The following is a 25,117-nucleotide window of genomic DNA, read 5'->3' on the forward strand; positions in this document are numbered from 1 at the left end:
TAGATTTCGCACCTAGGTTTTATTGATAAGCGAGGCTTCGTTACTAAGTAATAATAACGACATGAATTAAATAAAAAAGCGCCGAACACATTAATGTTCGGCGCTTTTTTGTTTATTAGTTTAGCTGGCTTTTAGTCGTTCAACACCCTAAGCCAGCGACTTACTTTACAAATTAACCATCAGCATCTTTTTCTGATGATCTAAGTACTCTTCGTAAGTACCTTGGAAACTCACTAGTTGTTGATCTTTTACATCGATGATGTGTGTTGCCAGTGAAGAGACGAACTCTCGGTCATGACTTACAAAGATAAGCGTGCCAGTGTAAACCTTCAACGCATCGTTCAGAGCTTGGATTGCTTCCATGTCCATGTGGTTGGTTGGTTCGTCCATAACAAGTACGTTGATGTCTTGCATCATTAGCTTGCCAAATAACAGACGGTTTTTCTCACCACCAGAACAGTTGCGTGCTTTCTTGTTTGCATCATCAGCAGTAAACAATAGACGACCTAGAATACCACGTACCATAAGGTCATCGTGCTTCACTGTACGCCATTGAGAGATCCAATCGAAGATGCTCAGGTCGTTATCAAAGTCAGACGTACTATCCTGTGGGCAGTAGCCTACCGATGCGTTTTCAGACCATTTAACGATACCTTCGTTTTGCTCTAGCTCTTGAACTAGGCAACGCAGTAGCGTGGTTTTACCCACACCGTTCTCACCGATAACGGCAAGACGCGTACCCGCTTCAAGCAGCAAGTTGCCACCAGCAAACAGGGTTTCGCCATCGAAGCCGTGGCTAAGCTCTTTCAGTTCAAGCGCTTGACGGTGCAGTTTTTTGCCTTCGCCAAAATCAATTGATGGGCTCATACGGCTCGATGATTTCACTTCATCAAGCGTGATTTTGTCCATTTTCTTAGCACGTGAACTTGCTTGCTTCGCTTTAGATGCGTTTGCACCAAAACGGTTTACGAAATCTTGAAGCTCACTAATTTCAGCGGCTTTCTTAGCGTTGTTTGCTAGAAGTTGCTCACGAATCAAGCCAGAAGCTTCTAGGAAATACTCGTAGTTACCAGGATAAACACGTAGCTCGCCGTAGTCGATATCGGCCATGTGCGTACACACAGAGTTCAGGAAGTGTCTATCGTGTGAAATGATGATCATTGTACATTTACGCTGGTTTAACTCTTCAGCAAGCCAGTTGATCGTGTGAATGTCCAAGTTGTTGGTTGGTTCATCAAGAAGTAGAATATCTGGGTTTGCAAACAGTGCTTGTGCCAGAAGCACACGCAGTTTCCAACCTGGAGCAACTTGCTGCATCAGGCCGAAATGGAATTCTTCTTCGATACCCGCTTGAATTAGGATATCACCTGCACGGCTTTCTGCTGTGTAGCCATCCATTTCAGCGAATTCACTTTCAAGCTCAGCGACTTTCATGCCATCGTCTTCGCTCATTTCTGGCAAAGAATAAATACGGTCACGCTCTTGTTTTACTTCCCACAGTTTTCTGTCACCCATGATCACAACGTCGATAACGCTGTATTGTTCAAAAGCGAACTGATCTTGGCTTAGCACACCCAGTTTTTCACCTGGAGTGATAGAAACGTTACCCGAGCTTGGCGTTAATGCACCACTTAGGATTTTCATGAACGTTGATTTTCCGCAACCATTGGCGCCGATCAAACCATAGCGGTTGCCGTTACCAAATTTAGCAGAGATGTTTTCAAACAGCGGCTCTGCGCCAAATTGCATTGTGATGTTCGCGGTAGATATCAAAGAACTAATTCCTAAGCGTGTACTGACAGATAATTTTTAAGCGGATTAACGCGCCTAAACAAGATGTACGAAAGTATGGATTAAACATAAAACGAAGCGCGGATTATATAGAGATCGGGATCACATTGTCGAGGTTAAACCGTGAACGAATAGAGAACAATGGACAATTAAATGAATTTCATCGCTAATTTCGCCGGAAATAGAAAAAATCCCCGCTAATTCCATTAGCAGGGATTCAATTTACAAAAAATAAAAGCACCAGATTAAATCTGTATTAACGATAACTTAATGCTATTTCGTTATTTTCTTCTGAACAAATTTCTGGCCTACATCCACTACCGCAACATCTCTAAAGAAGCTTCTACCCAACAGAATAGGGAAAGAAAGATGCGTTCGGTCTGCTAGCGTAAACTCAGTTTTGTCTTTTAGATCGCCGATTTGAATTGAAGCTACGACAACAGCACGTCGTTGTGTACCCTCTGCGCTCGATTGCTTGATCTTAACCCAACGCTCTACCGGTAAACTGATCTCTTTGGTTGTGATACCGTCATGTTCAATTTTGAACTTGACCCAGTCTTTTCCGTCACGCTCAAAATCAACGATATCTACAGCACTGATCGAAGATGTTGTTGCGCCTGTATCAACACGAGCTTTAAATGCTTCTTTCAAACCAGGAACAAACACCCACTCTTCTTCACCAAGAATCAGTTTACCATCGCTTGTTTTCGTCGGTTTTGCAGCCGGTTTTTGTTCAGGCTTTGGTTTAGCTTCTGGCTCAGTAGGCTTCACTTCTTCAGGCTTCTCAGTAGGCTCCGTTACTTTCTCGCCTTCAGTTGCGTCAGTCTTAGAAGATTCATCCACAACAGGTTGTTCTACTTGAGGCTTTTGCTCTGGCTCGACTGGCACTTGAGTCGTCGTCGAACAAGCAAACAGGCCACCACTTAGCATTAGGGTTACAATCGCTTTCCAATTATACATTCAGTCACCTTCTATTTTGAAACGTTGGCTATCGCTTTAGCTACATAAGGAATATGGGATTCAGAAAGACCTGCAATATTGATGCGTCCGTCACCAACACCATAGACTCCATATTCTTCACGTAATTGATTCATTTGAGTTTCTTTAAAGCCTAGTACACTAAACATACCTTTATGGCTTTCAATGAAGTCAAAGTGTGACGTGTTGTAAATATTTCGTAATTCACCACATAAACTTTGGCGCAGATTTAACAAACGTTGCTGCATTTCATTCAATTCTTGCTTCCAAATCGATGTTAGCTCTTGATTCTGAAGAATTGTTTTAACCAAAGCCGCACCATGATCAGGTGGCATTGTGTAAGTTGAACGTGCAAGCGTAAGAAGCTTACCTTTGGCATTACCAACATGTTCGGTATTCTTGCCGATCACGATAGCTGCACCCGTTCTTTCGCGGTACAACCCAAAGTTTTTTGAACAAGACGTAGTAATCAGCATCTCTTCGACGTTGTTAGCCATATGTTGAAGACCTTTTGCATCTTCTTCTAAGCCATCACCAAAGCCTTGATAGGCGATATCAACGAACGGTAAGAAACCATTCTTCTGAGATAATTTGGTGATTTCCTGCCACGCTTCAAAGTCGATATCAGCACCCGTTGGGTTATGACAACAACCATGCAGCAGTACCACGTCTGATGGACCCGCTTTTGAAAGATCTTCCAACATTCTAGCAGTATCAACTTGCTTCGTTTCAGGACTGAAGTAATTGTAATATCTGACTTTTAAGCCTGCAGCTTCCATTACTGGTTTATGGTTAACGTAGCTTGGGTTTGAAATCCAAACCGTGGTGTCTGGTTGAGAAACTTTCATTAAGTCGCCCAACATACGAAGTGCACCACTTGCACCTGGTGTTTGAATCGCTGCAACACGATCCATTGCAGAAGTCCCTTTAAGCAGCAGATCAACCATGCTCTGGTTAAACTCTTCACAGCCCGCTAGGCCAACGTAAGCTTTGGTTTTCTGAGTATCGACAACAATATCTTGAGCCATAGAAACGGCTTTCATGATCGGTGTTTCACCTTGGTCGTTTTTGTAAACGCCAATGCCTAAATCGACTTTGTCAGTACGAGGATCGCCACGATAAGCGACAGAAAGAGATAAAATTGGATCTAAAGTTGGTTTTGGTAGATGTGAAAACATGAAAGTCACAACCCTTTGAAATTCAAGTATGAACTCCAAGTTATCATTTTATTTACAATTTAAGAAACAGAAATTCATCAAAGTTTTGATTTTTAGGAGATAACTCTAGTTGAATCCAGTGCACCCTAATAATCCCTACTCCAGATAGTTCAATATTCCATCAATTTACAAATTTAACTACGTCATAAAATAAAAAAGCCTCAGCAGAGAGGCTGAAGCTAGCTAATTGTATTAATGCAGCATGTCGTAAATTAACGCAAGTCCACTACAGTCGGAACCGATGAATAATTTGGTTTGAACTACCACGCCAATCTAACATTGGATCCGCTTTGTCTTGTTCAAAGCGACCATCAATCAAGGTATCAACGTATTCAAGTACTTGCTTCTGCTTTTCATCTAGTTCGTCGAGTTCGTAGCCAGTCCACATCCATATATCTTTATCTTCACATTCTGCGTTTACACGCTGAACAAGCTTAAGCACTTCAGACACGTTTGCAGGATGTAGAGGGTCACCACCAGAAAGCGATAAACCACGACGTTTGATTCGCGGATCGTTGAGATCAGCGATAATGCGGTCTTGCAGCTCTTGCGTAAACAAGTGCCCAGAATCCAACCTTTGCGTCGACTGGTTATAACACCCGCGACATTGGTGCACACAACCCGACACAAACAAAGTGCAGCGAGTACCTGGGCCATTTACAACGTCGATTGGGTGATATTGGTGATAATTCATAAGGCAGTATTGAAAACTCGTTATTGCTTAATATTTGATGCGAGAAATTGAAGTTTAATGCTCAGCTGTTGGAACTAGCTACTAACGTAAACTGAAACGAAAGAATTGATATCGACATAGCGCCGATACCAATCTTATTTCTTGAAACGTAGCTTTTTTAAGTTAACTAGCTAAAGATCGCAGATCTTAACTAAGATCCTTCGTTAGATTAAAGATGCTTCACGCGGCGTTTAACTTCTTCTTGTTTACCGAAGTTAAATGGTCGTGCATCTGGGCTACCAAGGTAACCACAAACACGGCGTGTTACCGATACTTTGGTTGAGTCATGGTTGCCACACTTAGGACACGTAAAGCCCTTACTTGTACAATCAAACTCTCCGTTGTAGCCACATTCGTAACACTCATCAATTGGTGTGTTGGTGCCGTAATAAGGAACGCGTGTGTAGCTGTAATCCCATACGTTTTCTAGCGCTTCGATGTTCTTCTGCATGTTAGGGAATTCACCGTAACAGATGAAACCACCGCTAGAGATTTCAGGATAAGGCATCTCGAAATCGATCTTGTCGTATGGGTTCACTTTCTTCTGTACGTCTAAGTGGAAGCTGTTTGTATAGTAGCCACGGTCCGTTACACCATCAATCACACCAAACTCTTTGGTGTCTATGCTGCAGAAACGGCTGCATAGGTTTTCACTTGGTGTGCCATATAGGCTGAACGCATAACCTGTCTCTTTCGTCCAAGATTCCACTTCACGCTTCATGTACTCCACCAGCTCAAGTGCTTTAGTACGCATTTCGCCGTCGTCATACAGGTGAACGTCTGTGCCGTAAAGTGCTGTCATTGCTTCGTGGATACCAATGTAACCAAGAGAAACAGAAGCACGACCGTTCTTGAAGATATCGGCAATAGAGTCATCTGCTTTCAAACGAACGCCACATGCACCTTCCATATATAGGATTGGAGCAACACGCGCTTTCACGTTTTCTAGACGAGAAATACGAGTCTCTAATGCGCGACGAGCAAGCTTGAGTTTTTCATCAAGCAGTTCGTAGAACTTAGCCATATCTTGCTTCGCGTTAATCGCGATACGTGGCAAGTTAAGGCTAACAACACCTAAGTTGTTACGACCTTCATGAATCAACTCACCGTTTTCTTTGTATGTATTCAAGAAGCTACGGCAGCCCATCGGCGTTTTAAATGACCCTGTCACTTCTACTACCTTGTCGTAGTTAAGAATGTCTGGGTACATACGCTTAGATGCACACTCAAGCGCTAGTTGCTTGATGTCGTAGTTTGGATCTTGCTTCTGATGGTTCAAACCATCTTTGATTGCAAACACCAATTTAGGGAACACGGCTGTTTTACGGTTCTTACCCAAACCTGCAATGCGGTTTTTCAAGATAGATTGCTGGATCAGTTTTGAACCCCAGCTTTCGCCTAGACCAAAACCAAACGTAACGAATGGTGTTTGGCCATTAGCCGTGTGTAGTGTGTTTACTTCGTATTCCAAAGACTGGAATGCGTCGTAACACTCTTTCTCTGTACGAGAGATAGCAAAAGCTTCTGGGCTGTGAATATCCCACTCTTTCGCTAGTGATAGGTGCTTCTCGTAACTCGCCATTACGTAAGGTTCTAGAACCTCGTCGATACGGTTAATCGTTGTACCGCCGTAAATGTGGCTCGCTACTTGTGCGATGATCTGTGCGGTTACCGCTGTCGCTGTGGAAATAGACTTAGGTGTGTCGATTTCCGCGTTACCCATCTTAAAGCCATGCGTTAACATGCCTTTAAGATCGATAAGCATACAGTTAAACATTGGGAAGAACGGTGCGTAGTCTAAATCGTGATAGTGAATGTCACCACACTCGTGAGCTTGTACGATATCACGCGGCAAAATGTGAGTTTTTGCATAATGCTTAGCCACGATACCCGCCAGCAAATCACGCTGAGTTGGGATAACTTTGCCATCTTTGTTGGCATTCTCATTGATCAGATCAACATTGCTTTCTTCGATCAGACCTTCGATCTCACGAGTTAAAGCGCTTTGCTTTTCACGTGCGATGTCGCGGTCATGACGATATTCAATGTAGGCACGAGCCAGAGACTTATAAGGCCCCTGCATTAGCTCGTTCTCGACCATGGTTTGAATTTCAGAGATATGAACTTCATCGTAGTCTTCGAGCTTCAACTCAACTGCTAATGCCACATTCAGAGCATAAATAGCAATTTCCTTATCGGCTTTGTCTGATGCTGCTTCCACTGCAGCTTGGATGCGATCTCTACTGAATGGAGCCCTTGAGCCATCACGCTTGATTACGATTGATTTCACCACTTCTCCTTACTCTTGAGGTATTCACAGACTTATCCACAAACACACTATAGAGCGATTTATCGTTTAACTAACACTAGATATTGTGGCGTATTTAACGAGAACCACCAACATTGAGTATTGATTTGGATCAATAAAATAGGCACGCCGAACAAGATAAATCCAATATTATTACGTGAGATCTCAAGTCGAAAAGAAACAATGTAACAATAAAAAAACTGCTAAAAAGAGTTGAATTTTCGGTAAGTGTTGTAGGATAACGGCTCAACTATATTGCACACCAAAATTAGGGATATTTGGGATGAAACGACTTCAAAACTGGATAATGTTAGGTTGCTTACTCAGTAGCCAGACATTTGCTGAACCTTTGACCATATCCAGTTGGAATATCGAATGGTTATCAACCAACGAGGCTGTGAATAAGTTTTCTGCCCAACGTGATCAAGCGGATTTCGACAAACTTGAAGAATACTTTCAATCCTTAGATGCGGATGTGGTCGCCTTTCAAGAAGTCGACGACGTCAATGCCATTCAGCGCATCGCTGGCGATCAATACAAGATATTGATGTCTGACCGGGCATTACCAGAAAACAGTAACCATCAGTTCAAAGAAGTGAATCAATACACAGGGTTCGCGGTTCGTAAAGGAATCACATTCACTGACTACGCTGACTTTCCTCTAGAAACGAGCACCAACAGCAAGCTTAGGTTTGCCAGCTATGTGGTTGTAGAAACGGATGCAGAGCCAATTCACATATTGTCGGTGCATTTAAAGGCGGGCTGCAGTGGCGCGTACAAATCAAACCGCAACTGTTCAAGGCTCAAAGACCAAGCTAAACAATTGAATAAGTGGATACAGCAGAGAGAGCGTAAAGGCGAAGACTACGCAATTCTGGGCGACTTTAACCACAACCTTGCTTATTCAAGAGATTGGATGTGGAAAGATATGACGCAAAATACCGATGCTCAGTTGGCAACAAGAAAAACTCGAGCAGATTGTAAAGTACGCTCAAACCGCAACAATCACCGTACACATCAATTTCGTTCGGTCATTGACCATATTGTGGTGAGCGAGTCCTTAGATGCTACTCCTGCGAAACAAAAGGTATTTGAAACCCAAGATGTGCTGGACTACATACTCAGCGACCACTGCCCAGTTTCAACGACTATTAAATAGTAGATAGAGATGTAAAAAGAGGCTGACTGGCTTTTTACTTAAAGCGAGTCAACCTCTCTGTTTGGCAACTTCAGAGCGAGTCATCTCAGCCCATGCAATAAATGATAGGTATACTGCTACCCGATCTTGTTTGCACGACCCGCTAGCCACGTCCCAAGCAACATGCTCACTATAAACAGCCACACTGTTGGATTACCACCACTTAGGCTGGTTACTGCAGGTCCCGGGCAAAAACCTGCAATCCCCCAACCTAAGCCAAACGCTGTTGAACCTAGAATCAGCTTTCTATCTATAAGCGGATTATTACTGTTGTCTAATGACTCACCATTGATGGCTTTAGCGCGCTTTTTAATGACTAGATGATAAAACGGAGCAAACACCAATAACGCACCACCCATGACGAACGCCAAGCTAATGTCCCAATCACCCGTAAGATCTAAGAATCCAAGTACCTTCTTAGGATCAACCATGCCTGAAATGATCATACCTGAACCAAAAAGAAGGCCCGCGAGCAATCCGATAACGATAGTAAACGAAGAGTTTTTCATTATGCCCCCAAGCCAATCAGATTCTTAACCAACACTGTTGCCATTGCCACCCCCATAAATACACAGGTTGCGACAATTGAACGTTTAGACAAACGTGCCATGCCCACAATGCCATGACCGCTAGTACAGCCATTCGCCATTTTCGTACCGAAGCCCACCAAAAGTCCGGCTATGATAATGACTGCTAAGTTAATCTCTTCTAATTGGGGAAGTTGATATCCAGTCGGAATCAACAACCAACCGCTCGCAACCATTCCGACAACAAAAGCAAGCCGCCAATGTTTTTCGGTTTTCTCAATGTTGGCGTCCGAGCCGGATTCAGATCCTAATTCTAATCTTTTGTTCTTTCTAGACGGTAATAAGCGGCTAACGATCCCGCTGATCCCCGCAACTCGCCCGATCCCCAACATCAGAATAATCGCCGACGCGCCTAGCAACATGCCCCCGAAAAATGCATCCCAAGGTATTAAACTCATCATCGACCTCTCCTGTCCGCAAACTTAAATTTAACCCGCTACAGATTTAAATTAGATCTTGCTAATAAATATAGATTAGATTTTACTAATAAATATAAATTAGTCAATGCTAATATAATGCCGTTATGTTTCGGTTTTTAAGTCTGGAATCACAAGAGCTTGCCATATAAAAAAGCCCCTAGGCGTTAACCTAAGGGCTCATGATTTATTCTGTCCTTTCAAAAAGAACAGTTATTTGATCTTGTTCTTCTCAGCAATCCACTGCGACATGTACTTGGTGCTCGCCATACTGTGGTGCTTAAGCATCGAGCCAAAGAAGTTATCCAATCGGTGAGATTCAAGTTCAGAATTTAGCGTAATCAATCGCTCGATCAATTTGTCACCCAGTTGATTCTGTTCATAGTGTGCTTCAAGAATTGAATGACATTGGATCTGTGCCTTAAGCCACTTCTCTTCATCTTTATAGAGAGCAACAGCTTGTTCAACAAACTCGTCAATATCATCAGAAACTGCACCAGGCCACTGCAAATCGCCTTGCGGTAACATGCCTTCGCTACCAATTTCACTGGTCACATTTGGAGTTTGCAGCTTCATGGCATCAAGCAACTTGCCTTTAATGCCCGCGCCAAAACGCAGTGGCGCCACACACACACGTGCCTGTTCCATCACTTCTTGAGCGTCTTTCGCCCAGCCTTTGATATGGAAGCCGGTTTTAGGGTTGTGTAATGCCGTCGCTTTTGGCGGCGGATACGATCCATAAATATGAAGTTCAGACTCAGGGAGCTGCTTACGGATCTTCGGCCAAATCTTTTGAAGTTGAAGTACTGCGTCCCAGTTCGGTGCGTGTCTAAAGTTACCTATCGTCATGAAATGCTTGCGTTCTTCAAAACTCTTAGTGCTTTCAGGAAGCGTATTAAGATCAACCATGAACGGTAGATGATGAAGCAGTTTCGGATCGATATTGAATTCAGATTGCAGTAGCTCCATCTCATGGCTAGAAATGATCAACGAAAGATCACAGCGTAGAATCGCGGCAATTTCACGTTTAGCCAAGTCACTGTACAAGTGTACTTTGGTAAGCTCTGTCTCTTTCTTAACCGCTTCGTGTCGAGCATTACGTAGGAACTGCAAATCTTCAGTATCCAACAGCTTAAAGGCATTCGGGCAGACCTTTTCCACGCGCCAACCAAACTGCTCTTCCATCATGAAACGGTCGAACATCACGACATCGGGTTGAAATTCTTCGATGTACTGGTCAAAACTATCGCAATTCAACTGTATGGATTGGCTTGTGATGCCCTCTTCAGAGAGATTGATCATGTGCTCGGTTTCTTGAGCTGGCGTTGCAAATTCAACTGACCAGCCTTGCCTCTTGAACAGACGTAAAAGAGACATCATATGGCTGCCTGCCGCCGATGAATTCGGTTCTGGCCAAACGTAGCCAATTGCTAAAACTTTCTTCAAAACACTTCCTAAGAAATAACAAAAGGGACTGGATTAGTCCCTAATTAAACGTTTATCGATGATGGTCGGTTTGTATCGCTGATTATAATTGGTTCTAAGAACTCAGCGACCAGATTCGCTCACCCACATTGCGAGCGATCATCAGCACTTCATCCGCAGAGTACAGGTTTGAAATCGTGGTTTCGACTTCAGCGCCTAATGTCGACTGATACAGTTTTTGTGCAAAATTGTCTGCTCTGGTGGTAACCAGAACATGCTTTAGTGTCGAGCCTTGTTGCGCCAAATGATGTTTTACCTGCGGTAAAGAATTTAGAATCAGCTTCTTGCCCAATCCTTGACCTTGAGCGCTGGGCAACACAGCGAGTTGTTCCAATTCCAATACCGCTTCCGGTCTAAAGCCACTTTTCTGAACCCAAACAATGTAGCCAACAATTTCACCTTCGCTTTCAGCAACAAAGTTAAGAAAGCGTGGTGAAGCGCTTAAGTTACATTGTAACCACTCACGCGAATGTTGCTGTCGAACAAAGGCTGTTTGGTGAACTAAAGCCGCCCCATCGAGGTCGGCTTTCGTCATAAGGCGCACTTTACTCATAACACGTCACTCACTAGCGTTATTCAGTCACTGAGTTTGGGTGCGTTTTACAGTGTAAAATGGCTCTTTCTAGAAGCTCTAAAGCAGATTTATCAGTTTCTGGAAGCTTAGCATCCGATTGACCTAGCGGTTCAACGCGGCTACCCCATTTAATATGGCCAGCACCCCAAGTTAAACCCGCACCAAATGCCGCAACAAGAATGTTGTCGTTAGGTTTGACGAAACCTTGCTCTAGCGACTCACACAATGCGATTGGCACAGTTGCAGCCGATGTGTTGCCGTAGTTTTGAATATTAACAAACGCTTTCTCGCGATCGATACCCGCCATATCACACAGGGTTTGAATGATTCGGATGTTTGCTTGGTGTGGAATCACTACGTCGATATTATCCGTTGAGATACCTGTGCGGCTCAATACTGTATGTGCTGCAGCACCCATGCCTTTGACAGCACGCTTAAAGATCTCTTTACCAACGAAATCGAAGTCCCAGTAGCCGTTATCAGCGGCGAAGCGGTCCATAGAAGTACCGAACTTTGGTACCGCTAAAATGTCACGACCTTTAGCATCACAACCGATTTGAGCCTCTTGCAAGCCAACTTGTTCTTCAGTGCGAGACAGAACCACTGCGCCAGCGCCGTCACCGAAAAGTACGGCAGTATCACGCTTAGTCCAATCAATGAAGAATGACAGACGCTCTGCACCCACAACGATAGCATTGCGGTAGTTACCCGCTTGAATCAGTCGAGTCGCCGTTTCAACACCGTAAATGAAGCCAGTACACGCTGCATTAAGGTCAAAAGCCGCTGCGCTCTTAATGCCTAGGTTCTGTTGAACCTTAGATGCTGTGTTTGGGATAAGGGAGTCTGGGCTGCACGTCGCGATGATTATAATATCGATATCGTCAGCTGTCAGGCCAGCACATGCCATCGCATGCTGTGCAGCGACTGTTGCCAGCTCAGAGGTATTAACATGACTGATACGACGATTCTCGATGCCCGTACGGGTACGAATCCACTCGTCTGAGGTATCAATGAAAGTGCTTAGATCATCGTTTGATAGTACAGCTGGTGGCAGACACTTTCCCCAGCCCGTAACCTCGGCGTAAAATTTTGTCATCATTTACCTATTTATTGTTTGTTTTTATTTAAGTATCGTATTCTAGTTTTAAACAGTATAAGCGTTCCGGGCGTGATTCGTAAATCACGTTAGACTCGGAGCTACAATAAAAAGAGAAAGTTATGTCTACATTCAACACACGTTGCCCTTCTTGTAATGGGGTAAACCGAGTACCTTCAGAAAGAATTTCAGAAAGCCCTGCTTGTGGTAAATGCAAAGAAGCATTACTTGATGGCGCACCGATAGAGGGAACGTCACTTAATTTCCAAACTATATTGAACAGTTCACAACCTGTAGTTGTTGATTTTTGGGCGACATGGTGTAACCCATGTGTAGGCTTTACGCCTGTGTTCAGTGACGTTGCAAAAGAGCGTTCTGGAGATGTTCGATTCGTCAAGATTGATACTGAAGCTCAACAACAGCTTGCAGCAATGTATCAAATCAGAAGTATTCCGACGGTGATGGTCTTTAAAGACGGTAAACGTGTCGATACGATTAACGGTGCACTACCAAAAGGTCAATTTGATCAGTGGCTTAATCAAGCTCTAACCAAGTAACCCTATTGTTTTAGCTATTGATTAAGCGATTGAATTAGCTTTTGCTTTATTCTAAGTAAACACACAAAAATAGGTTAGAGAGCCTTATCAAACTAAGACTCCCTAACCTACTGTAAATCAATCAGTTATATCTGCTTTTTTAATTATACAATCATCTCGTCTTCTGCTTGTGCATTGGCTTGTTGCTCGATAAAGCCATATTGTTCTTTGATCTGATCTGCGACTTTCTCGGCAATCATAATGGTTGGCGCATTGGTATTTGCCCCAATCAGTGTCGGCATCACAGAAGCATCAATGACTCTCAAGCTCATCAAACCATACACCTTAAGATCTGTATCCACCACGGCTAATGAATCACTATTAGGTCCCATTTTACAGGTCCCGACCGGGTGATACTGAGTGTCTGCGCGGTTGCGAATATCTTGCTCGATAGCCTTGTCATCACTGGCGTCCACCGGGTAAAAAGCATTACCACGGATATCATCAAACGCCGAACTCTCTAACATTTGATACTGCTTCTTCCAGCCCTTAATCATGATATCCATATCTTCAGGATGACTGAAAAACGCAGGATCGATCTTAGGTGGATCATAAGGATCATTACTATTGAGCGTTACGGTGCCATGGCTTTTAGGGCGTAACAAGGTGATATGAGAGGTAAAACCATGACTGGTATGGATTTTTCTTGCATGGTCATCGACAACAGCAACCACAAATACGAACTCTAAATCCGGCACAGCGATGTGATCTTCGGAACAAAGAAAGCCTATCCCTTCGGCAAAGTTACTGCTCATTTTTCCGCGGCGTTCTTTGTGCCATAGCGGCAGAGCTTTGGTCATTTCAGAGGCCATTTGCAACGAGATACCAAAAGTTTCACGCTTTTCACTACACTTGTACGAATGTACCAAGTCGATATGGTCTTGGAGATTCTTACCAACACCGGGTAGTTCGTGAACCTGCTCAATCCCGTGCGTCTTTAGTTCAGCTCGAGCACCTACACCCGAAAGCAACAACAATTGGGGCGAACCGAATGCGCCAGCAGATAGAATCACTTCTTTGTTGCACTGGATCTGATAACGCTTGCCGTCAGAACCGTATTCGACACCAACCGCCTTCTTGCCTTCAAATAATACTTTATGTGTCGTTGCTTTGGTCACGACCGTGAGATTTGGTCTCGAAAGGTTTGGGGTTAAGTAAGCTTTGGCCGCACTGCATCGTTCGCCATTAACTTGAGTAACTTGAGTCGGCATCGCCCCAAATTGAGCAGCGCCGTTGATGTCCTCATTACGAGGAACCCCTATTGATTCACACGCCGTTAAGTAACGTTCCAACATTGGGCTTGGCGATCTGAGGTTTGCCACATTCAAAGGACCACCTTGACCATGAAATTCATCTTGGTGAACTTCGTTGTTTTCCGCTTTCTTGAAGTAAGGTAAACACGATTCATAACTCCAACCTGCATTACCCAAGCATTCCCATGTATCGTAGTCGTAACGGTGCCCACGAGCGTACATCATGGCATTGATAGAGCTAGACCCGCCAAGTGTCTTACCTCGTGGTTGGTAACCTTTACGACCATTCAAGCCCGGCTGTTCAACGGTTTCGAAGGCCCAATTATTGAGTTTGGTTGGCATCATAGCGACCACGCCAACCGGTGTATGAATGAATGGGCTTGTGTCTTTACCGCCAGCTTCTAACAAGCAAACGGTAACATTAGGATCTTCTGACAACCGCGAAGCCATCACACACCCAGCCGAACCGCCGCCAACAACAATAAAATCGTAACTATCCATTTGTCATCTCCGCTATTTCTATTGGGTGCAATTCGCGCTTTAGAATTTTACCTGTCGCCGTCATTGGCAGCGCTTTGCGAATAAACACCTTACGAGGGTATTTGTAATCAGCGAGCTGCTCACGACACCATGTTATCAGTGCCGCGCTATTACATTGCGTATGTTCGTGAAGCACCACATGAGCGTGAATCTCTTCACCTAGGCGATCATGATGTTCACCCACAACCGCGACCATTTCGACATCGGGGTGACACATCAACACTTCTTCAATTTCACGTGGATACACGTTGTAACCACCACGGATGATCATGTCTTTGACGCGATCAACAATGAACAAGTTACCATGCTCATCGGTGCGACCGATATCTCCAGTTAGGAACCAGCCGTATCTTATCGCTTCTGCTGTAGCCTCTGGCCTTTGATAGTAACCTTTCATTACACTTGGGCTTTTAATGCAGACTTCGCCCAGTTCACCCATAGCGACAGAGTTTCCTTGTATATCAGTAATCTTGATGAGGTGACCACACAACGGTTGTCCTACACTTCCCGATAAACGATCACCGTCGATATGGTTAAACGTAGCAACGGGCGCAGTCTCGGATAGCCCATAACCTTCCAATACAGGAAGCTCAAAGCGAGATTCGAACTGACGAATAACCTCAACGGGCATAGAAGCGCCGCCAGACACACCTAGTCTCAAGCTATGTTTAACTTGTTCAGAACGCTTGCTTACGTTTTCTAAACCACTAGAGGACTCTTCTCCCGCCTTTAGAAGCGCAATATACATAGTAGGAACGCCAGCAAACACGCTGACTTTATGAGTAATGATCTGCTCGATCACCAGTGACGGTTCAAAGCGAGGAATCAACACCATGGTCGAACCCGTTAACACACTCGCGTTCATCATCACTGTCTGGCCGAAACTGTGGAACAGAGGAAGCGTGGCCATGGTCGTGTCACTGTATTCCAATCGCATTAGATACTGTGAAGACATCGCATTGGTTTGCATATTGGTGTGAGAAAGCTCTGCGCCTTTTGGCTGACCTGTTGTACCTGAAGTATAGAGAATCACAGCGGTATCATCACCATTGCAAGCCACAGACTCAAAAGAAGTCAAAGGTTGTGCTAACCAGTCAGTAATAGATTCATGCTGTTCATGTGCTTCTGAAGTAATTCCAGTGATTGTTGGGATTGGCATCTGGACAAAGTACTCACAGTGGCTTGCCTGTTCGAAACCTTGTAAGCCATAGCGACCAATAGGAAGCTCTTCACTGCCCTCAAAACATAAATAGGCTTTAGCGTCAGAGTCATTAAGGTGGTAAGCGATCTCTCTTGCTTTAAACAAGACGTTCAAAGGCACCACGACACAGCCTGCTTTCAGAATCCCGTAATAAGCGATTGGGAAATACGTGACATTCGGACACGATAACGCGACCTTATCTCCTTTCTTTAGTCCCAGCCTCTTTAAATTCGCGGCGACGTTTCCAGAAAGTTGTTCCAACTGAGAAAAGCTGACTTCATCTGTTCCAATTCGCAGAGCGACTTTATTTGGAAAAAGCGAAGCGCTGCGCTCTAAGTTAACAGCAAGATTGTGCATCCATGATCTCCTTATTCGGCTTGACCTCGCGGTCTTATTCGCCTTAGACGTTTTAATCGTTGTAATAAGTGTTGTCTTTGTTGCTATCAAAGCCTGCACATTGGTGTGTCATGTAGGTAAGAGTATTTATTGAGCAAAATGTTTGAGACGTTCCAATATGCAACCCATCGAATTACAACATTTTGATAACATTTCGAACAGGTTTCAAAAAGACAAAAACCGGTGATATTCGGACACAGCTCTATCAGGCCTTGTAGAACCTTGCACACATAAAGCAAAAGTTTGAACAAGCTTGGGAAAGTGAGAACAAGCGAAAATGTTAATAGTTCGGTTAAGATGGGAATATTCAACAAGAGGCATCCTATGGAATACACCGCAGTGTACGAACCCGATATGCAAGCATTCGGTATTCTTGATCTTCAATTACTGCATCGCTATATGTCACCCGCCCTCCATATCGAAGCATTATTGGAAGGCAGTAACATTGATGAGTTGCAACTCAACACGCCAGACACCCACATTACCTTGGCGCAAAAGTTGGCGGTGTTCAGTAACGCATTGGCGAACACTGATGAAGGTGGTTTAGGGTTAAGAGTCGGCCAACAAGCACGGTTTAGCGACTTTGGTGTTCTAGGTTATGCGGTATTCAGTAGTGAAACACTATTAGATGCATTGCTGATTGGATTTAAATATCTTCAGCTTGCAGGACCAGTACTTAGAAAAACGATGTCAGTAGAAAATAATGTTGGATACTTTAGAGCCGAACAGCTGATCGACTTGGACTCGCTACTGCCATTTTGTTGCGAATATTGGTTCACCGCAATTCAAAGCCTGTGTGAAGAAGTACTGCAACAACCATTCCCATCCCAAGTGATCCGCTTCCCTTACCCGAAGCCAGAATACGGCGACCTCTACACAGAGATTTTCCGTTGTCCCGTTGAATTCAACAGTGATCGCCTTGAATGGCAGTTTGATGCAACAAGTTTGTACTCGCCTCTTCCTACCGCCAATACCATCACGCTGCAGATGTGTCTGAAATCGTGTGACGACATGTTGGCAAAAGTCAGTGCGTCCACCAGCCTAAAAGAAAAAGTCTCTCAAATGCTACTAGAGAGACCTGGATGTTACCCTTCAATAGAATCTATTTCATCAGAACTGGGGATGTCTTCTCGAACGCTACGCCGGCACCTCAAAGCCGTCGATACGAGTTACCAGAAGATACTTGACCACGTTCGTTTTCACCTTTCCCGGCACTACCTTTCTTCAACTCAAATGAGCATTGAAGAGATATCTGAGCGCGTTGGGTTTTCAGACAGCGCTAACTTTCGACATGCCTTTCGTAAGTGGAGTGGAAGCTCGCCCAGGCAATACCGAAAAGAAGTGGTCTAACACGAATAAGTGCCCTAAATTAAAATCTGATGAATACAACAAACCTCTCCTCGTCTTTCAAATTAAATAGTCGTTTGAACAACGCTTTACCGGCTATTTAACCACAGAAAATATCGCAAAAACACGAAATTTCACAACGGTATTTTAACCAACAAACACGATAAATTTCTTTTGTCTTCACGACCATTTTTATTCGTTTTACCCAATTCAGTTTCTCCCCCATAGTCGCGGAAAATTCATCGTTTCTTTTACTATTAGAGGGTCCTGCATTGGACAACATCCAACCAACAACTCGCATAACTGTTCCGGTTATTGCATTGTCTTTTTACGCGATCGCTTCAGGCTACTTAATGAGTTCATTGCCATTAATGCTGTCTGAATATGGCTTAGACAAAAATCTATCGAGTTGGTTGGCGAGTGCATTTTATGCAGGTCTACTGGCTGGTACGTTATTGATTGAGCGTGCTATTGCGCGTGTTGGTCACAAAGACGCTTTCGTCATCGCATTGAGTGTGTTCATCGCAACGATCCTTGTATTGCCATTGATCCCACATCAAGCGGTATGGTTATTAGCTCGCTTTGTGGCTGGTGTGGCTGTTGCAGGTATCTTCGTAATTGTAGAATCTTGGCTAATGAGCGGTGACGAGTCACAACGCGCAAAACGTCTAGCTATCTACATGTGTTCACTGTACGGCGGTTCTGCAGTTGGCCAGCTTGGCATCGGTTACCTAGGTATTACTGGTGGCGTGCCTTTTATTGCAATGTTCACCCTTCTGTTTGGTGCGATCATTGTGTTGATGTATGGGCAAGCAACACCACCACAGATCCACGATGCACAATCTTTGTCCTTAAAGCAGATCAGTAAATTAAGCCACAGCGCGCTAATTGGCTGCATTGTGTCTGGATTAACGCTAGGTGCGATTTATGGCTTGATGCCAGTTGAACTTGCTCAACGCAACATTGCGCATGAAGACATTGGCGGTTTGATGGCTTTGGTGATCCTGGGGGGCATGGCTGTACAGCCAATGGTGACTTGGTTGTCTCACCACGTAGGACAAGTGTTATTGATGGCTCTGTTCTGCCTGCTAGGGGTTGCAAGCATTGGTGTGTTAACAATAAATCACGATTTCTACGTATTAGGCATGAGCCTGTTCGTATTAGGCATGGCGACATTTGCGCTATACCCAATCGCGATTAACTTGGGTTGCCGTAACCTTGACCCAAGCTACTTGGTGTCAGTGACTCAAATCATGTTGCTTTGCTATAGCATCGGCTCTGTTGCGGGACCAATCGTTGCGGATAGCTTTATGGATTCACAAGCAGGACTATTCACTTACCTGTTTGCGTCTCTGCTAGCGACAACGATTTACATGTTGATTGCAAGCCTAAAACGTTCTCCTCTGCAAATCGCTGGCGAGTAATCGGATCTACAACAACTGATTATCAAGTTATTCGCATTGTTCTGAGATTCAATCATGATCATAGCGGGGCTCTTCATTCAAGACTCATAGTCTCAAGGAAGCGCCCTTTTTCATGCATAAAAGCTAATATTCAACCTACCAAAATATTAAGGTTGGAAAACGTACCCTTCACCTGTGATCGTCAAAATCAAACCGTCGCCTAAAATTGATCGTATCTCAGATATAGCGACGATCACCGAAGAGTTGGTTACCCTCTCACCTTCCCAACCGATGCTTTTAAGCTGTCGAACACTGAATAACTGTCCACGATGACGATTCATAAACAGAATTATTTTTCTATACGCTAACGGCATCGTACCTACTACGTACCCATTTTCAAGATTACGTATAAGCTTAGTATTTAGTTCGATAACTTTACCGCTTACTTCCAAAACCTCATTTTGTTCTAACCGTTCACCTTCAATAACGGGGTAAGAGTCCGTATTCATATAATATTCCCTAGCAGAGCGACCAAAGACACCACCTAATTGCAAGATGTGTTTATTAACGTCACTTATAAATGGACGCTTAAAATCGAAGATAATCAAAGCAATCTATACGGTAAAGAGATTAAATTTTTATTATAAGAATATGAACAGAATATCAATAGCAAGACTTTGTCTCTAACAAATAGCCTTCATTAGGTATCGTATAAATACATTGGTCGCCTATAACTCTACGAATTTCATAAATCGCAACGAGTACAGAAGCCGATGTTACGTCTTTCTCTGACCAACCAATACGTCTTAAAATATTTTTACTGACAACCACGCCTTTATTCTGATAAAGATAAAAAAGCACTTTACGATGAGGTTCAGATAATGTCCCCACAATGGATCCACAACCTTCTTTCCGGACCAGTTTCGTTTTAGTATGAATTTCTCTCATATTAAGTACGATTTTTTTGTCTGATTTAAAATCGATCACCTCTAATGCAACCTGTCGCACTTTCCACCTCTTTATTTCTAAGCCAACCACATAAAATTAAATTGGGGTGGCAAAAATTAAGAAGAAAATACACAACGTCATCCAATAGCAATACAGAAAAATTACTGTATTACACATTTAACATGGTAAAAAAAGAGACGCCGTCTATGGTCTGTCTGTTGGAAGGTTGATTACCTTGTTCAGTTCCGCAGACCTTCCTCATAAACCGCAGAAACTGTTACTAATTTTTAATTCGATAGCCTTTTCGATATTGGCTGGGCGACAAACCAAAATGCTTTTTGAATCGATGCGAAAAATTATAGGGATCTTTGTAGCCCAAGCGATTAGCAATCATAGTGACTGACCAATCTTGATACTTTAGTAGGCTGGTGGCTTTATCCATGCGTAATTGAATCAATTTGCTTCGCGGCGACAAGTTGAATAGCGTCTTGGTGACTCGGTTAAGTTGCTCTTCACTGATAAACACTCTTTCAGCCATACCAGCCACTGTCCATGGCTGGTGAAGGCTACTTTCAATCTCATTATACAGCGCTTGAACACGTGCAGTGGTGCTGGTCGATTTGGGTTCAAACCCCGTCAACGTTCGGATGATTTCACTCAAGAGCAACTTACGGTAACTGGCTCGGCCCCCGATCTCAAAGTAAACCAAGTTCATTAGTGACCAGATCTTTTCACACTCTCCGAACGGTACAATCCCCTGACCTAAACTTGCTATGTGTAGCCATTGCTGCGTATCAGGCGTCAACATCCACGCCATTTTCCAATAGTTATATTGAGGATCGAGCTCAAAACGAAATGGGGTTCCTGCAGGAAGAACCACTAACGTATAAGGCGTAATCGCTTGTACCGATGTTGCGGTTGTTAAAATACCGCCACCTTCCATAGTGAAGATCAACGTATGAACATTGACGGATTCGCGCTCAACCCAATAATCATCATATAGCTTCGCCATACCGCCCATATAGACACCAAAGCTTTTCATCTCTGGGATATCTTCAACGGTCAAAAAACGTTCTTTACAAGGTTCAGCGAGAAACACGTCATCTTGCCACGTTGATTTTGGCTTCATTACATCAATGACGGATTCGCACAGGTTTTGTTGTTTTTTAAACATGTTGTTACTTCGCTCAAATCACTATAGTTCTGCCATAAATTGGAGTGCTTATGACAACTAACATCAACCCTAACGCATCTATGAATAACAAGCCAGAGAGTATCTTACCTCGTATCGTCAAACTTGGTTTGCCTGTTGCTTTGCAAAGTGCATTAGTCGCAATTCTTGCCCTTGCTGACGTATTAATGGTCAGTGATTATGGTATAGAAGCGGCCGCCGCTGTGGGAATTGCATCAAAATGGCACTTCGTTGCTATTATGATCATGGCAGGGTTGGCCTCAGCAAACGGTACATTAGTCGCTCAATATTGGGGGAAAAACGACCGAAAAAGCGCGCGAACCGTATCATCCATCGCGATGGTGTTTGGCCTAAAAGTTCTGCTGCCTGTTACTGCAATCATCACTCTTGGTTCTCAGTTTTTAATGATGTTGCAAACCAGCGATCAAACCGTAATTAATCTTGGAGCAACCTACCTTTGGTACGGCTTCCCTGTCCTACTTCTGACTCATATTGTTGTCGTGGTAGAAGCAAGCATGCGCTCATCAGGTGACACCGTCACACCCCTACTACTTGGTGGTGTGACAATCGCACTCAATATTGCGCTTAACTTTGTTCTTATTAAAGGCGCCTTTGGTATTCCGGCTATGGGCGTTGCAGGTGCAGCACTGGCGACAACATTAGCGCGCTTGATTCAAGTGGGTTTGATGTATAGCTACATGCGTATGCGTAAACACTGGCTATTAACCACGCCAAGCTCACCACATCGCCCGTCATTGTGGTTGTCTTACCGTCGAATAGCGCTACCACTAACAATGAATGCGGTGTTGTGGGCAATGGGCACCATGGCGTACCAGATGATCTTTGGCCACATGGGCACGACTGAGCTTGCGGTGTTCTCGATGCTCGCGCCGTTTGAGTCACTGTGTTACTCGATCTTCTTCGGTATCTCAGTCGCGTGTTCAGTATTGCTTGGACACTCATTGGGTCGTGATGAATTTGATGACGCCATGAGCATGGGTCTGACGTTCATTAAAGCCGTCGTTGGTTTTGGTGCGGTCGTTGGATTGCTACTGTTTATGAGCAAAGAGCATGTTCTAGCGTGGTTGAACCTTTCTACAGAAGCGCTCTACCCACTCGCTGCGCCTGCAATGACTATTATGTGCTTTGCTGTGGTGATTCGTATGCTCAACATGGTGATCATTAACGGTATCATTCGTGCTGGTGGTGACAATGCATTCTGCCTACGTATGGATTTCATCGCAATGTGGATGGTAGGTATTCCAGTATGTGTTTACGGCGCGTTTGTCGCTGGATGGGATTTCAAATACATCTATGGTCTGATGTTGGTAGAAGAAGTGGTGAAACTGGCCATCTGTTCACACCGATACTTGAGCCGACGCTGGATCAATAACTTGACGGTTACCTACGACGAGCCTCAAGCAGCATAGGTTACCTGTCTGGCTACCTGCCTACATTCAAGCTTAAATAGAAACCTATCTACATCAAAAAGGTCTGAGAAATCAGACCTTTTTCGTTTCGAACCATTTCACACGACTAATACTTTCACATTGTAAACAAGGTACTACTTCTTGTTCATTCGGATATGTCGATTAGAAACATTCGGCAGTGGCTTCTCTGGCACTCCACGTTTCTCATGAATCAAATGCCTGATCGCTAAAATCGGATGCTTAAGTAGCATTCTTGGCCCTGCATAACGCATTACTAAACGCATCTGCTCTTTCGGGTCAGGCTTATAGCAATGAATTGGACACTTATTACAGGTCGGCTTTGCTTCGCCATAAGGGCATCTATCAAGTCGTGTCTCTGCATAACGCAACAGTTGCTCACACTCCTCACATAACGCGTTATTCTGACGAACCGCACCATGGTGATCTTTGCAGTAGATGTGCACCATCGCAATAACGGTTTTGTACTCCGTCTCGAGTTCACCTTGTAGAATGTTGTTATGTTGGAACATGATTAATTACCTAATGAGAAACCGTACAGGTTGAGATTGACGCTTTCATTGATCGCCTCTTCAACTCGTTCGAACACAAAACCTAACTTAGTCAGCAATGCGATGCTTCGCATGTTATCAGAGGTTGTGATGGCAACTAAATGATCGATATCAGCATTATACCTAGCTTGTTCAATTATCGCTTGTGCCGCTTCCAACGCAAAACCTTGCCCATACACTTCAGGGACAAAACCATAACCAATATCATGCGCCGCTAGTGTGTCTCTTTTAATCAAACCACAGACACCGATTGGTGCTGACGACTCTTTGATTTCGACCATCAATAAACACACGCCCTTCTCTTTATGCATCTTCAATATGTTGTTTTCGATGTATGCTACAGCCTTATCTGTATCAGTGAGCTGCTTATCTCCGATGTAACGCAGGAAATCTTCTGAGCTATATAATCGCTGAATAAACACCACATCTTGAGGTGTGATCATTCTTAACCGTAAACGCGCGGTCTCGACTGCCTGCATAGTGATATTTTCCTTACTGAATACTATGTAAATATTGAGTTCTAGATCTAAAATGATTATCCTCCACCGCATAAACTAAATACAAGGCTATGCAGCAATGAACCGTAAGAAAAAAATCAATCAAATTCTAAAGAAAAGACAGAAACAGGCGACTTCTAAACTGCATGGTAGCAACAAGCCTCGCTATATTTCTAAAGCTGACCGCGCAAAAATGGAAGCTGAAGAGCAAGCAAAAGTCGCTCAAGAACAGGTAGAAGGCACGGTAGAGTCGACAGTAGAAGCTGTTATCGAAACTGAAGAGACAAAAACTGCAGAGTAAGTTTTAAACTTGCAGTATTCTTGTCAGGACTCTGACCAGAGCCAACGGACAAGAACAAAAAAGCAGCCTCTATTTGGGCTGCTTTTTTGATCGTCTTTTTTGAACAAACGGTTTATTTGCTAACTCGTTTTAGCCACTTAACCTTTGAAAGGCTCAACTTCCCAGCGAGCAAATGGCGCTTTGGCGTTAATCCCTGCTCTTCCCCAACGGTCTACTGAATCAATAACAAGAATTCGCTCATTCGGTACCAGTGACTTAATCAACGTCGTTGGCTTTTTCGCTGTGACTAACCAGAGTGCATCGTCTTCTGAAAACATCGCTTTGAGTTTCGCTTTGTCTTGCTCTGTCCATTCCAGCTCTGCTTTGAACATGCGGTCTTCAACAAATAGTTGGCTACCAGACGCAAAATCTTCCAAGCTTTCTGAAAGCAACAATACTGAATCTACTTCATTATCTAAAAGTACCGCTTGTTGCTTGTTAATCAGTTCACGCACATCAAGCATCACACGCTGTAGGTTGCTATCAATCGTGTTTGCTTGCGCTGGCCACAATGACTTAAAGTCATCAGCCACAATTGCCGCCATACGCGTTAGATTAGTTGGGTTTAACCACGCGTATTTAGACACTTCACCATTTGATAACGTCAGCGCAGCGACACCTTGCGCGCGCGGTGTAATCGCTTGAGCAGCATCCACCTCTACCAAACGGATGTTGCCCTGCCTTGCGTATACAAATGTAGGGTCAGCTTGCCAAATGGACGACAGCGTTAATACAACGGTTGCCTTTTCACCTGACCTAAGCACCTTACTTGCGCCCTTAGTACCAAACCAGTTAGGCAAACGATCAATGCCGTAGCGTTTTGGTGGTAGGTATTCGGTCGTAATATCGGTGCCTTTGGTTAGCTCTGTCGCCAAAACATAAGTCACAGGCGTACTGGTGAGGATATCCTCGGCATTAGCGCTGATAGACACCATTGAGCCAGCCAACAATAGGCTACTTAGTGCGCCCGCTTGAGTCGTTGCCTTCACTGAACTTGAAATACGATTCATTAAAGAAGTCAT

Annotated in this window: 25 protein-coding genes; 6 read left to right on the forward strand and 19 right to left on the reverse strand. The window is 43.9% G+C overall.

All coding sequences use genetic code 11. The annotated features are described in order from the left end of the window. Nucleotides 1–165: 165 nt before the first annotated feature. The 5 genes from BCU75_RS06005 to nrdD form a co-directional block, all read right to left on the reverse strand. Nucleotides 166–1,773 (reverse strand): ABC-F family ATPase, encoded by a 1,608-nt coding sequence (locus BCU75_RS06005; RefSeq protein WP_102473235.1) that lies wholly within the window; start codon nt 1,771–1,773, stop codon nt 166–168. A gap of 291 nt (nt 1,774–2,064) precedes the next feature. Further along, nucleotides 2,065–2,751: a RimK/LysX family protein gene (locus tag BCU75_RS06010; protein WP_076678601.1), complete on the reverse strand. Its 687-nt coding sequence runs from the start codon at nt 2,749–2,751 to the stop codon at nt 2,065–2,067. Nucleotides 2,752–2,762: 11 nt separating this feature from the next. Then, nucleotides 2,763–3,947 (reverse strand): amino acid aminotransferase, encoded by a 1,185-nt coding sequence (locus BCU75_RS06015; protein ID WP_076678600.1) that lies wholly within the window; start codon nt 3,945–3,947, stop codon nt 2,763–2,765. 265 nt (nt 3,948–4,212) lie between these two features. Then, nucleotides 4,213–4,680 carry an anaerobic ribonucleoside-triphosphate reductase-activating protein gene (nrdG, locus tag BCU75_RS06020; protein WP_102473236.1) on the reverse strand — a complete coding sequence of 156 codons (468 nt, stop codon included), beginning with the start codon at nt 4,678–4,680 and terminating at the stop codon, nt 4,213–4,215. 208 nt (nt 4,681–4,888) lie between these two features. Further along, entirely contained in the window at nt 4,889–7,009 is a 2,121-nt protein-coding gene (gene nrdD, locus BCU75_RS06025) for an anaerobic ribonucleoside-triphosphate reductase (protein WP_102473237.1), read from the reverse strand. A gap of 301 nt (nt 7,010–7,310) precedes the next feature. Here nrdD and BCU75_RS06030 point away from each other — a divergent pair, with 301 nt between their 5' ends. Beyond that, nucleotides 7,311–8,186 carry an endonuclease/exonuclease/phosphatase family protein gene (locus BCU75_RS06030; protein WP_102473238.1) on the forward strand — a complete coding sequence of 292 codons (876 nt, stop codon included), beginning with the start codon at nt 7,311–7,313 and terminating at the stop codon, nt 8,184–8,186. A gap of 116 nt (nt 8,187–8,302) precedes the next feature. Here the strand turns inward: BCU75_RS06030 and BCU75_RS06035 are convergent, their stop codons facing one another. The 5 genes from BCU75_RS06035 to BCU75_RS06055 form a co-directional block, all read right to left on the reverse strand. Continuing rightward, complete coding sequence (locus BCU75_RS06035) at nt 8,303–8,734, reverse strand: DUF6691 family protein (protein ID WP_102473239.1); 432 nt, start codon at nt 8,732–8,734, stop codon at nt 8,303–8,305. Then, a complete protein-coding gene (locus BCU75_RS06040; RefSeq protein ID WP_102473240.1) occupies nt 8,734–9,213 on the reverse strand; it encodes a YeeE/YedE family protein in 480 nt (159 codons plus the stop codon). The genes BCU75_RS06035 and BCU75_RS06040 overlap by 1 nt, the downstream gene beginning before the upstream one ends. A 228-nt stretch (nt 9,214–9,441) precedes the next feature. Continuing rightward, complete coding sequence (locus tag BCU75_RS06045) at nt 9,442–10,674, reverse strand: glycosyltransferase (RefSeq protein ID WP_102473241.1); 1,233 nt, start codon at nt 10,672–10,674, stop codon at nt 9,442–9,444. A 94-nt stretch (nt 10,675–10,768) separates the two neighbouring features. Further along, the gene (locus tag BCU75_RS06050) at nt 10,769–11,248 is read right to left on the reverse strand and encodes a GNAT family N-acetyltransferase (protein ID WP_102473242.1); all 480 of its coding nucleotides are present in this window, start codon (nt 11,246–11,248) and stop codon (nt 10,769–10,771) included. Nucleotides 11,249–11,285: 37 nt separating this feature from the next. Continuing rightward, on the reverse strand, nt 11,286–12,383 hold the full coding sequence (locus BCU75_RS06055; protein WP_102473243.1) for a ketoacyl-ACP synthase III: 1,098 nt from the start codon (nt 12,381–12,383) through the stop codon (nt 11,286–11,288). Between the two features lie 122 nt (nt 12,384–12,505). Between BCU75_RS06055 and trxC the strand changes: the two genes are divergently transcribed. After that, a complete protein-coding gene (gene trxC, locus BCU75_RS06060) occupies nt 12,506–12,940 on the forward strand; it encodes a thioredoxin TrxC (RefSeq protein ID WP_102473244.1) in 435 nt (144 codons plus the stop codon). Nucleotides 12,941–13,083: 143 nt separating this feature from the next. On the opposite strand, the gene BCU75_RS06065 is transcribed toward trxC, so the two are convergent. Then, on the reverse strand, nt 13,084–14,733 hold the full coding sequence (locus tag BCU75_RS06065) for a GMC family oxidoreductase (protein WP_102473245.1): 1,650 nt from the start codon (nt 14,731–14,733) through the stop codon (nt 13,084–13,086). Beyond that, entirely contained in the window at nt 14,726–16,330 is a 1,605-nt protein-coding gene (locus tag BCU75_RS06070; RefSeq protein WP_102473246.1) for a long-chain-fatty-acid--CoA ligase, read from the reverse strand. The genes BCU75_RS06065 and BCU75_RS06070 overlap by 8 nt, the downstream gene beginning before the upstream one ends. 363 nt (nt 16,331–16,693) lie before the next feature. Between BCU75_RS06070 and BCU75_RS06075 the strand changes: the two genes are divergently transcribed. Beyond that, a complete protein-coding gene (locus BCU75_RS06075; RefSeq protein WP_102473247.1) occupies nt 16,694–17,719 on the forward strand; it encodes an AraC family transcriptional regulator in 1,026 nt (341 codons plus the stop codon). A gap of 97 nt (nt 17,720–17,816) precedes the next feature. Here BCU75_RS06075 and BCU75_RS06080 read toward each other — a convergent pair whose 3' ends face one another. Further along, nucleotides 17,817–17,999, reverse strand: a complete 183-nt coding sequence (locus BCU75_RS06080; RefSeq protein ID WP_241903918.1) for a hypothetical protein — start codon at nt 17,997–17,999, stop codon at nt 17,817–17,819. Between BCU75_RS06080 and BCU75_RS06085 the strand changes: the two genes are divergently transcribed. Next, nucleotides 17,989–19,140, forward strand: a complete 1,152-nt coding sequence (locus BCU75_RS06085) for an MFS transporter (RefSeq protein ID WP_102473248.1) — start codon at nt 17,989–17,991, stop codon at nt 19,138–19,140. The two genes, BCU75_RS06080 and BCU75_RS06085, sit on opposite strands and share 11 nt — an antisense overlap. 146 nt (nt 19,141–19,286) lie before the next feature. Here BCU75_RS06085 and BCU75_RS06090 read toward each other — a convergent pair whose 3' ends face one another. The 3 genes from BCU75_RS06090 to BCU75_RS06100 all read right to left on the reverse strand — a co-directional run bounded on the left by BCU75_RS06090 (nt 19,287) and on the right by BCU75_RS06100 (nt 21,241). Further along, complete coding sequence (locus tag BCU75_RS06090; protein WP_102473249.1) at nt 19,287–19,628, reverse strand: winged helix-turn-helix domain-containing protein; 342 nt, start codon at nt 19,626–19,628, stop codon at nt 19,287–19,289. Nucleotides 19,629–19,782: 154 nt separating this feature from the next. Then, nucleotides 19,783–20,127: a winged helix-turn-helix domain-containing protein gene (locus BCU75_RS06095; RefSeq protein ID WP_076678586.1), complete on the reverse strand. Its 345-nt coding sequence runs from the start codon at nt 20,125–20,127 to the stop codon at nt 19,783–19,785. Between the two features lie 220 nt (nt 20,128–20,347). Further along, nucleotides 20,348–21,241, reverse strand: a complete 894-nt coding sequence (locus BCU75_RS06100) for a helix-turn-helix transcriptional regulator (protein WP_102473250.1) — start codon at nt 21,239–21,241, stop codon at nt 20,348–20,350. A gap of 50 nt (nt 21,242–21,291) precedes the next feature. Between BCU75_RS06100 and BCU75_RS06105 the strand changes: the two genes are divergently transcribed. After that, entirely contained in the window at nt 21,292–22,689 is a 1,398-nt protein-coding gene (locus BCU75_RS06105) for an MATE family efflux transporter (protein ID WP_102473251.1), read from the forward strand. Nucleotides 22,690–22,823: 134 nt separating this feature from the next. Here the strand turns inward: BCU75_RS06105 and BCU75_RS06110 are convergent, their stop codons facing one another. Next, nucleotides 22,824–23,219: a nitrous oxide-stimulated promoter family protein gene (locus BCU75_RS06110; protein WP_102473252.1), complete on the reverse strand. Its 396-nt coding sequence runs from the start codon at nt 23,217–23,219 to the stop codon at nt 22,824–22,826. Nucleotides 23,220–23,221: 2 nt separating this feature from the next. After that, nucleotides 23,222–23,737: a GNAT family N-acetyltransferase gene (locus BCU75_RS06115; protein ID WP_102473253.1), complete on the reverse strand. Its 516-nt coding sequence runs from the start codon at nt 23,735–23,737 to the stop codon at nt 23,222–23,224. A 97-nt stretch (nt 23,738–23,834) separates the two neighbouring features. On the opposite strand from BCU75_RS06115, the gene BCU75_RS06120 reads away from it, so the two are divergent. After that, nucleotides 23,835–24,056 carry a DUF2986 domain-containing protein gene (locus tag BCU75_RS06120; RefSeq protein WP_102473254.1) on the forward strand — a complete coding sequence of 74 codons (222 nt, stop codon included), beginning with the start codon at nt 23,835–23,837 and terminating at the stop codon, nt 24,054–24,056. A gap of 137 nt (nt 24,057–24,193) precedes the next feature. Here the strand turns inward: BCU75_RS06120 and BCU75_RS06125 are convergent, their stop codons facing one another. Next, nucleotides 24,194–25,117 carry an ABC transporter substrate-binding protein gene (locus tag BCU75_RS06125; RefSeq protein WP_102473255.1) on the reverse strand — a complete coding sequence of 308 codons (924 nt, stop codon included), beginning with the start codon at nt 25,115–25,117 and terminating at the stop codon, nt 24,194–24,196.

The sequence above is a fragment of the Vibrio splendidus genome (genome assembly GCF_002873455.1).
In the GTDB taxonomy this organism is placed as follows: domain Bacteria; phylum Pseudomonadota; class Gammaproteobacteria; order Enterobacterales; family Vibrionaceae; genus Vibrio; species Vibrio splendidus_J.

Bases quoted from the DNA above. Each gene is read 5' to 3' on its own strand.
- BCU75_RS06010 (WP_076678601.1), bottom strand. From the start codon at position 2,751: ATGTATAATTGGAAAGCGATTGTAACCCTAATGCTAAGTGGTGGCCTG.
- BCU75_RS06015 (WP_076678600.1), bottom strand. From the start codon at position 3,947: ATGTTTTCACATCTACCAAAACCAACTTTAGATCCAATTTTATCTCTT.
- nrdG (WP_102473236.1), bottom strand. From the start codon at position 4,680: ATGAATTATCACCAATATCACCCAATCGACGTTGTAAATGGCCCAGGT.
- BCU75_RS06030 (WP_102473238.1), top strand. From the start codon at position 7,311: ATGAAACGACTTCAAAACTGGATAATGTTAGGTTGCTTACTCAGTAGC.
- BCU75_RS06035 (WP_102473239.1), bottom strand. From the start codon at position 8,734: ATGAAAAACTCTTCGTTTACTATCGTTATCGGATTGCTCGCGGGCCTT.
- BCU75_RS06040 (WP_102473240.1), bottom strand. From the start codon at position 9,213: ATGATGAGTTTAATACCTTGGGATGCATTTTTCGGGGGCATGTTGCTA.
- BCU75_RS06050 (WP_102473242.1), bottom strand. From the start codon at position 11,248: ATGACGAAAGCCGACCTCGATGGGGCGGCTTTAGTTCACCAAACAGCC.
- BCU75_RS06055 (WP_102473243.1), bottom strand. From the start codon at position 12,383: ATGACAAAATTTTACGCCGAGGTTACGGGCTGGGGAAAGTGTCTGCCA.
- trxC (WP_102473244.1), top strand. From the start codon at position 12,506: ATGTCTACATTCAACACACGTTGCCCTTCTTGTAATGGGGTAAACCGA.
- BCU75_RS06065 (WP_102473245.1), bottom strand. From the start codon at position 14,733: ATGGATAGTTACGATTTTATTGTTGTTGGCGGCGGTTCGGCTGGGTGT.
- BCU75_RS06070 (WP_102473246.1), bottom strand. From the start codon at position 16,330: ATGCACAATCTTGCTGTTAACTTAGAGCGCAGCGCTTCGCTTTTTCCA.
- BCU75_RS06075 (WP_102473247.1), top strand. From the start codon at position 16,694: ATGGAATACACCGCAGTGTACGAACCCGATATGCAAGCATTCGGTATT.
- BCU75_RS06080 (WP_241903918.1), bottom strand. From the start codon at position 17,999: ATGTTGTCCAATGCAGGACCCTCTAATAGTAAAAGAAACGATGAATTT.
- BCU75_RS06090 (WP_102473249.1), bottom strand. From the start codon at position 19,628: ATGAATACGGACTCTTACCCCGTTATTGAAGGTGAACGGTTAGAACAA.
- BCU75_RS06100 (WP_102473250.1), bottom strand. From the start codon at position 21,241: ATGTTTAAAAAACAACAAAACCTGTGCGAATCCGTCATTGATGTAATG.
- BCU75_RS06105 (WP_102473251.1), top strand. From the start codon at position 21,292: ATGACAACTAACATCAACCCTAACGCATCTATGAATAACAAGCCAGAG.
- BCU75_RS06110 (WP_102473252.1), bottom strand. From the start codon at position 23,219: ATGTTCCAACATAACAACATTCTACAAGGTGAACTCGAGACGGAGTAC.
- BCU75_RS06115 (WP_102473253.1), bottom strand. From the start codon at position 23,737: ATGCAGGCAGTCGAGACCGCGCGTTTACGGTTAAGAATGATCACACCT.
- BCU75_RS06120 (WP_102473254.1), top strand. From the start codon at position 23,835: ATGAACCGTAAGAAAAAAATCAATCAAATTCTAAAGAAAAGACAGAAA.
- BCU75_RS06125 (WP_102473255.1), bottom strand. From the start codon at position 25,117: ATGACTTCTTTAATGAATCGTATTTCAAGTTCAGTGAAGGCAACGACT.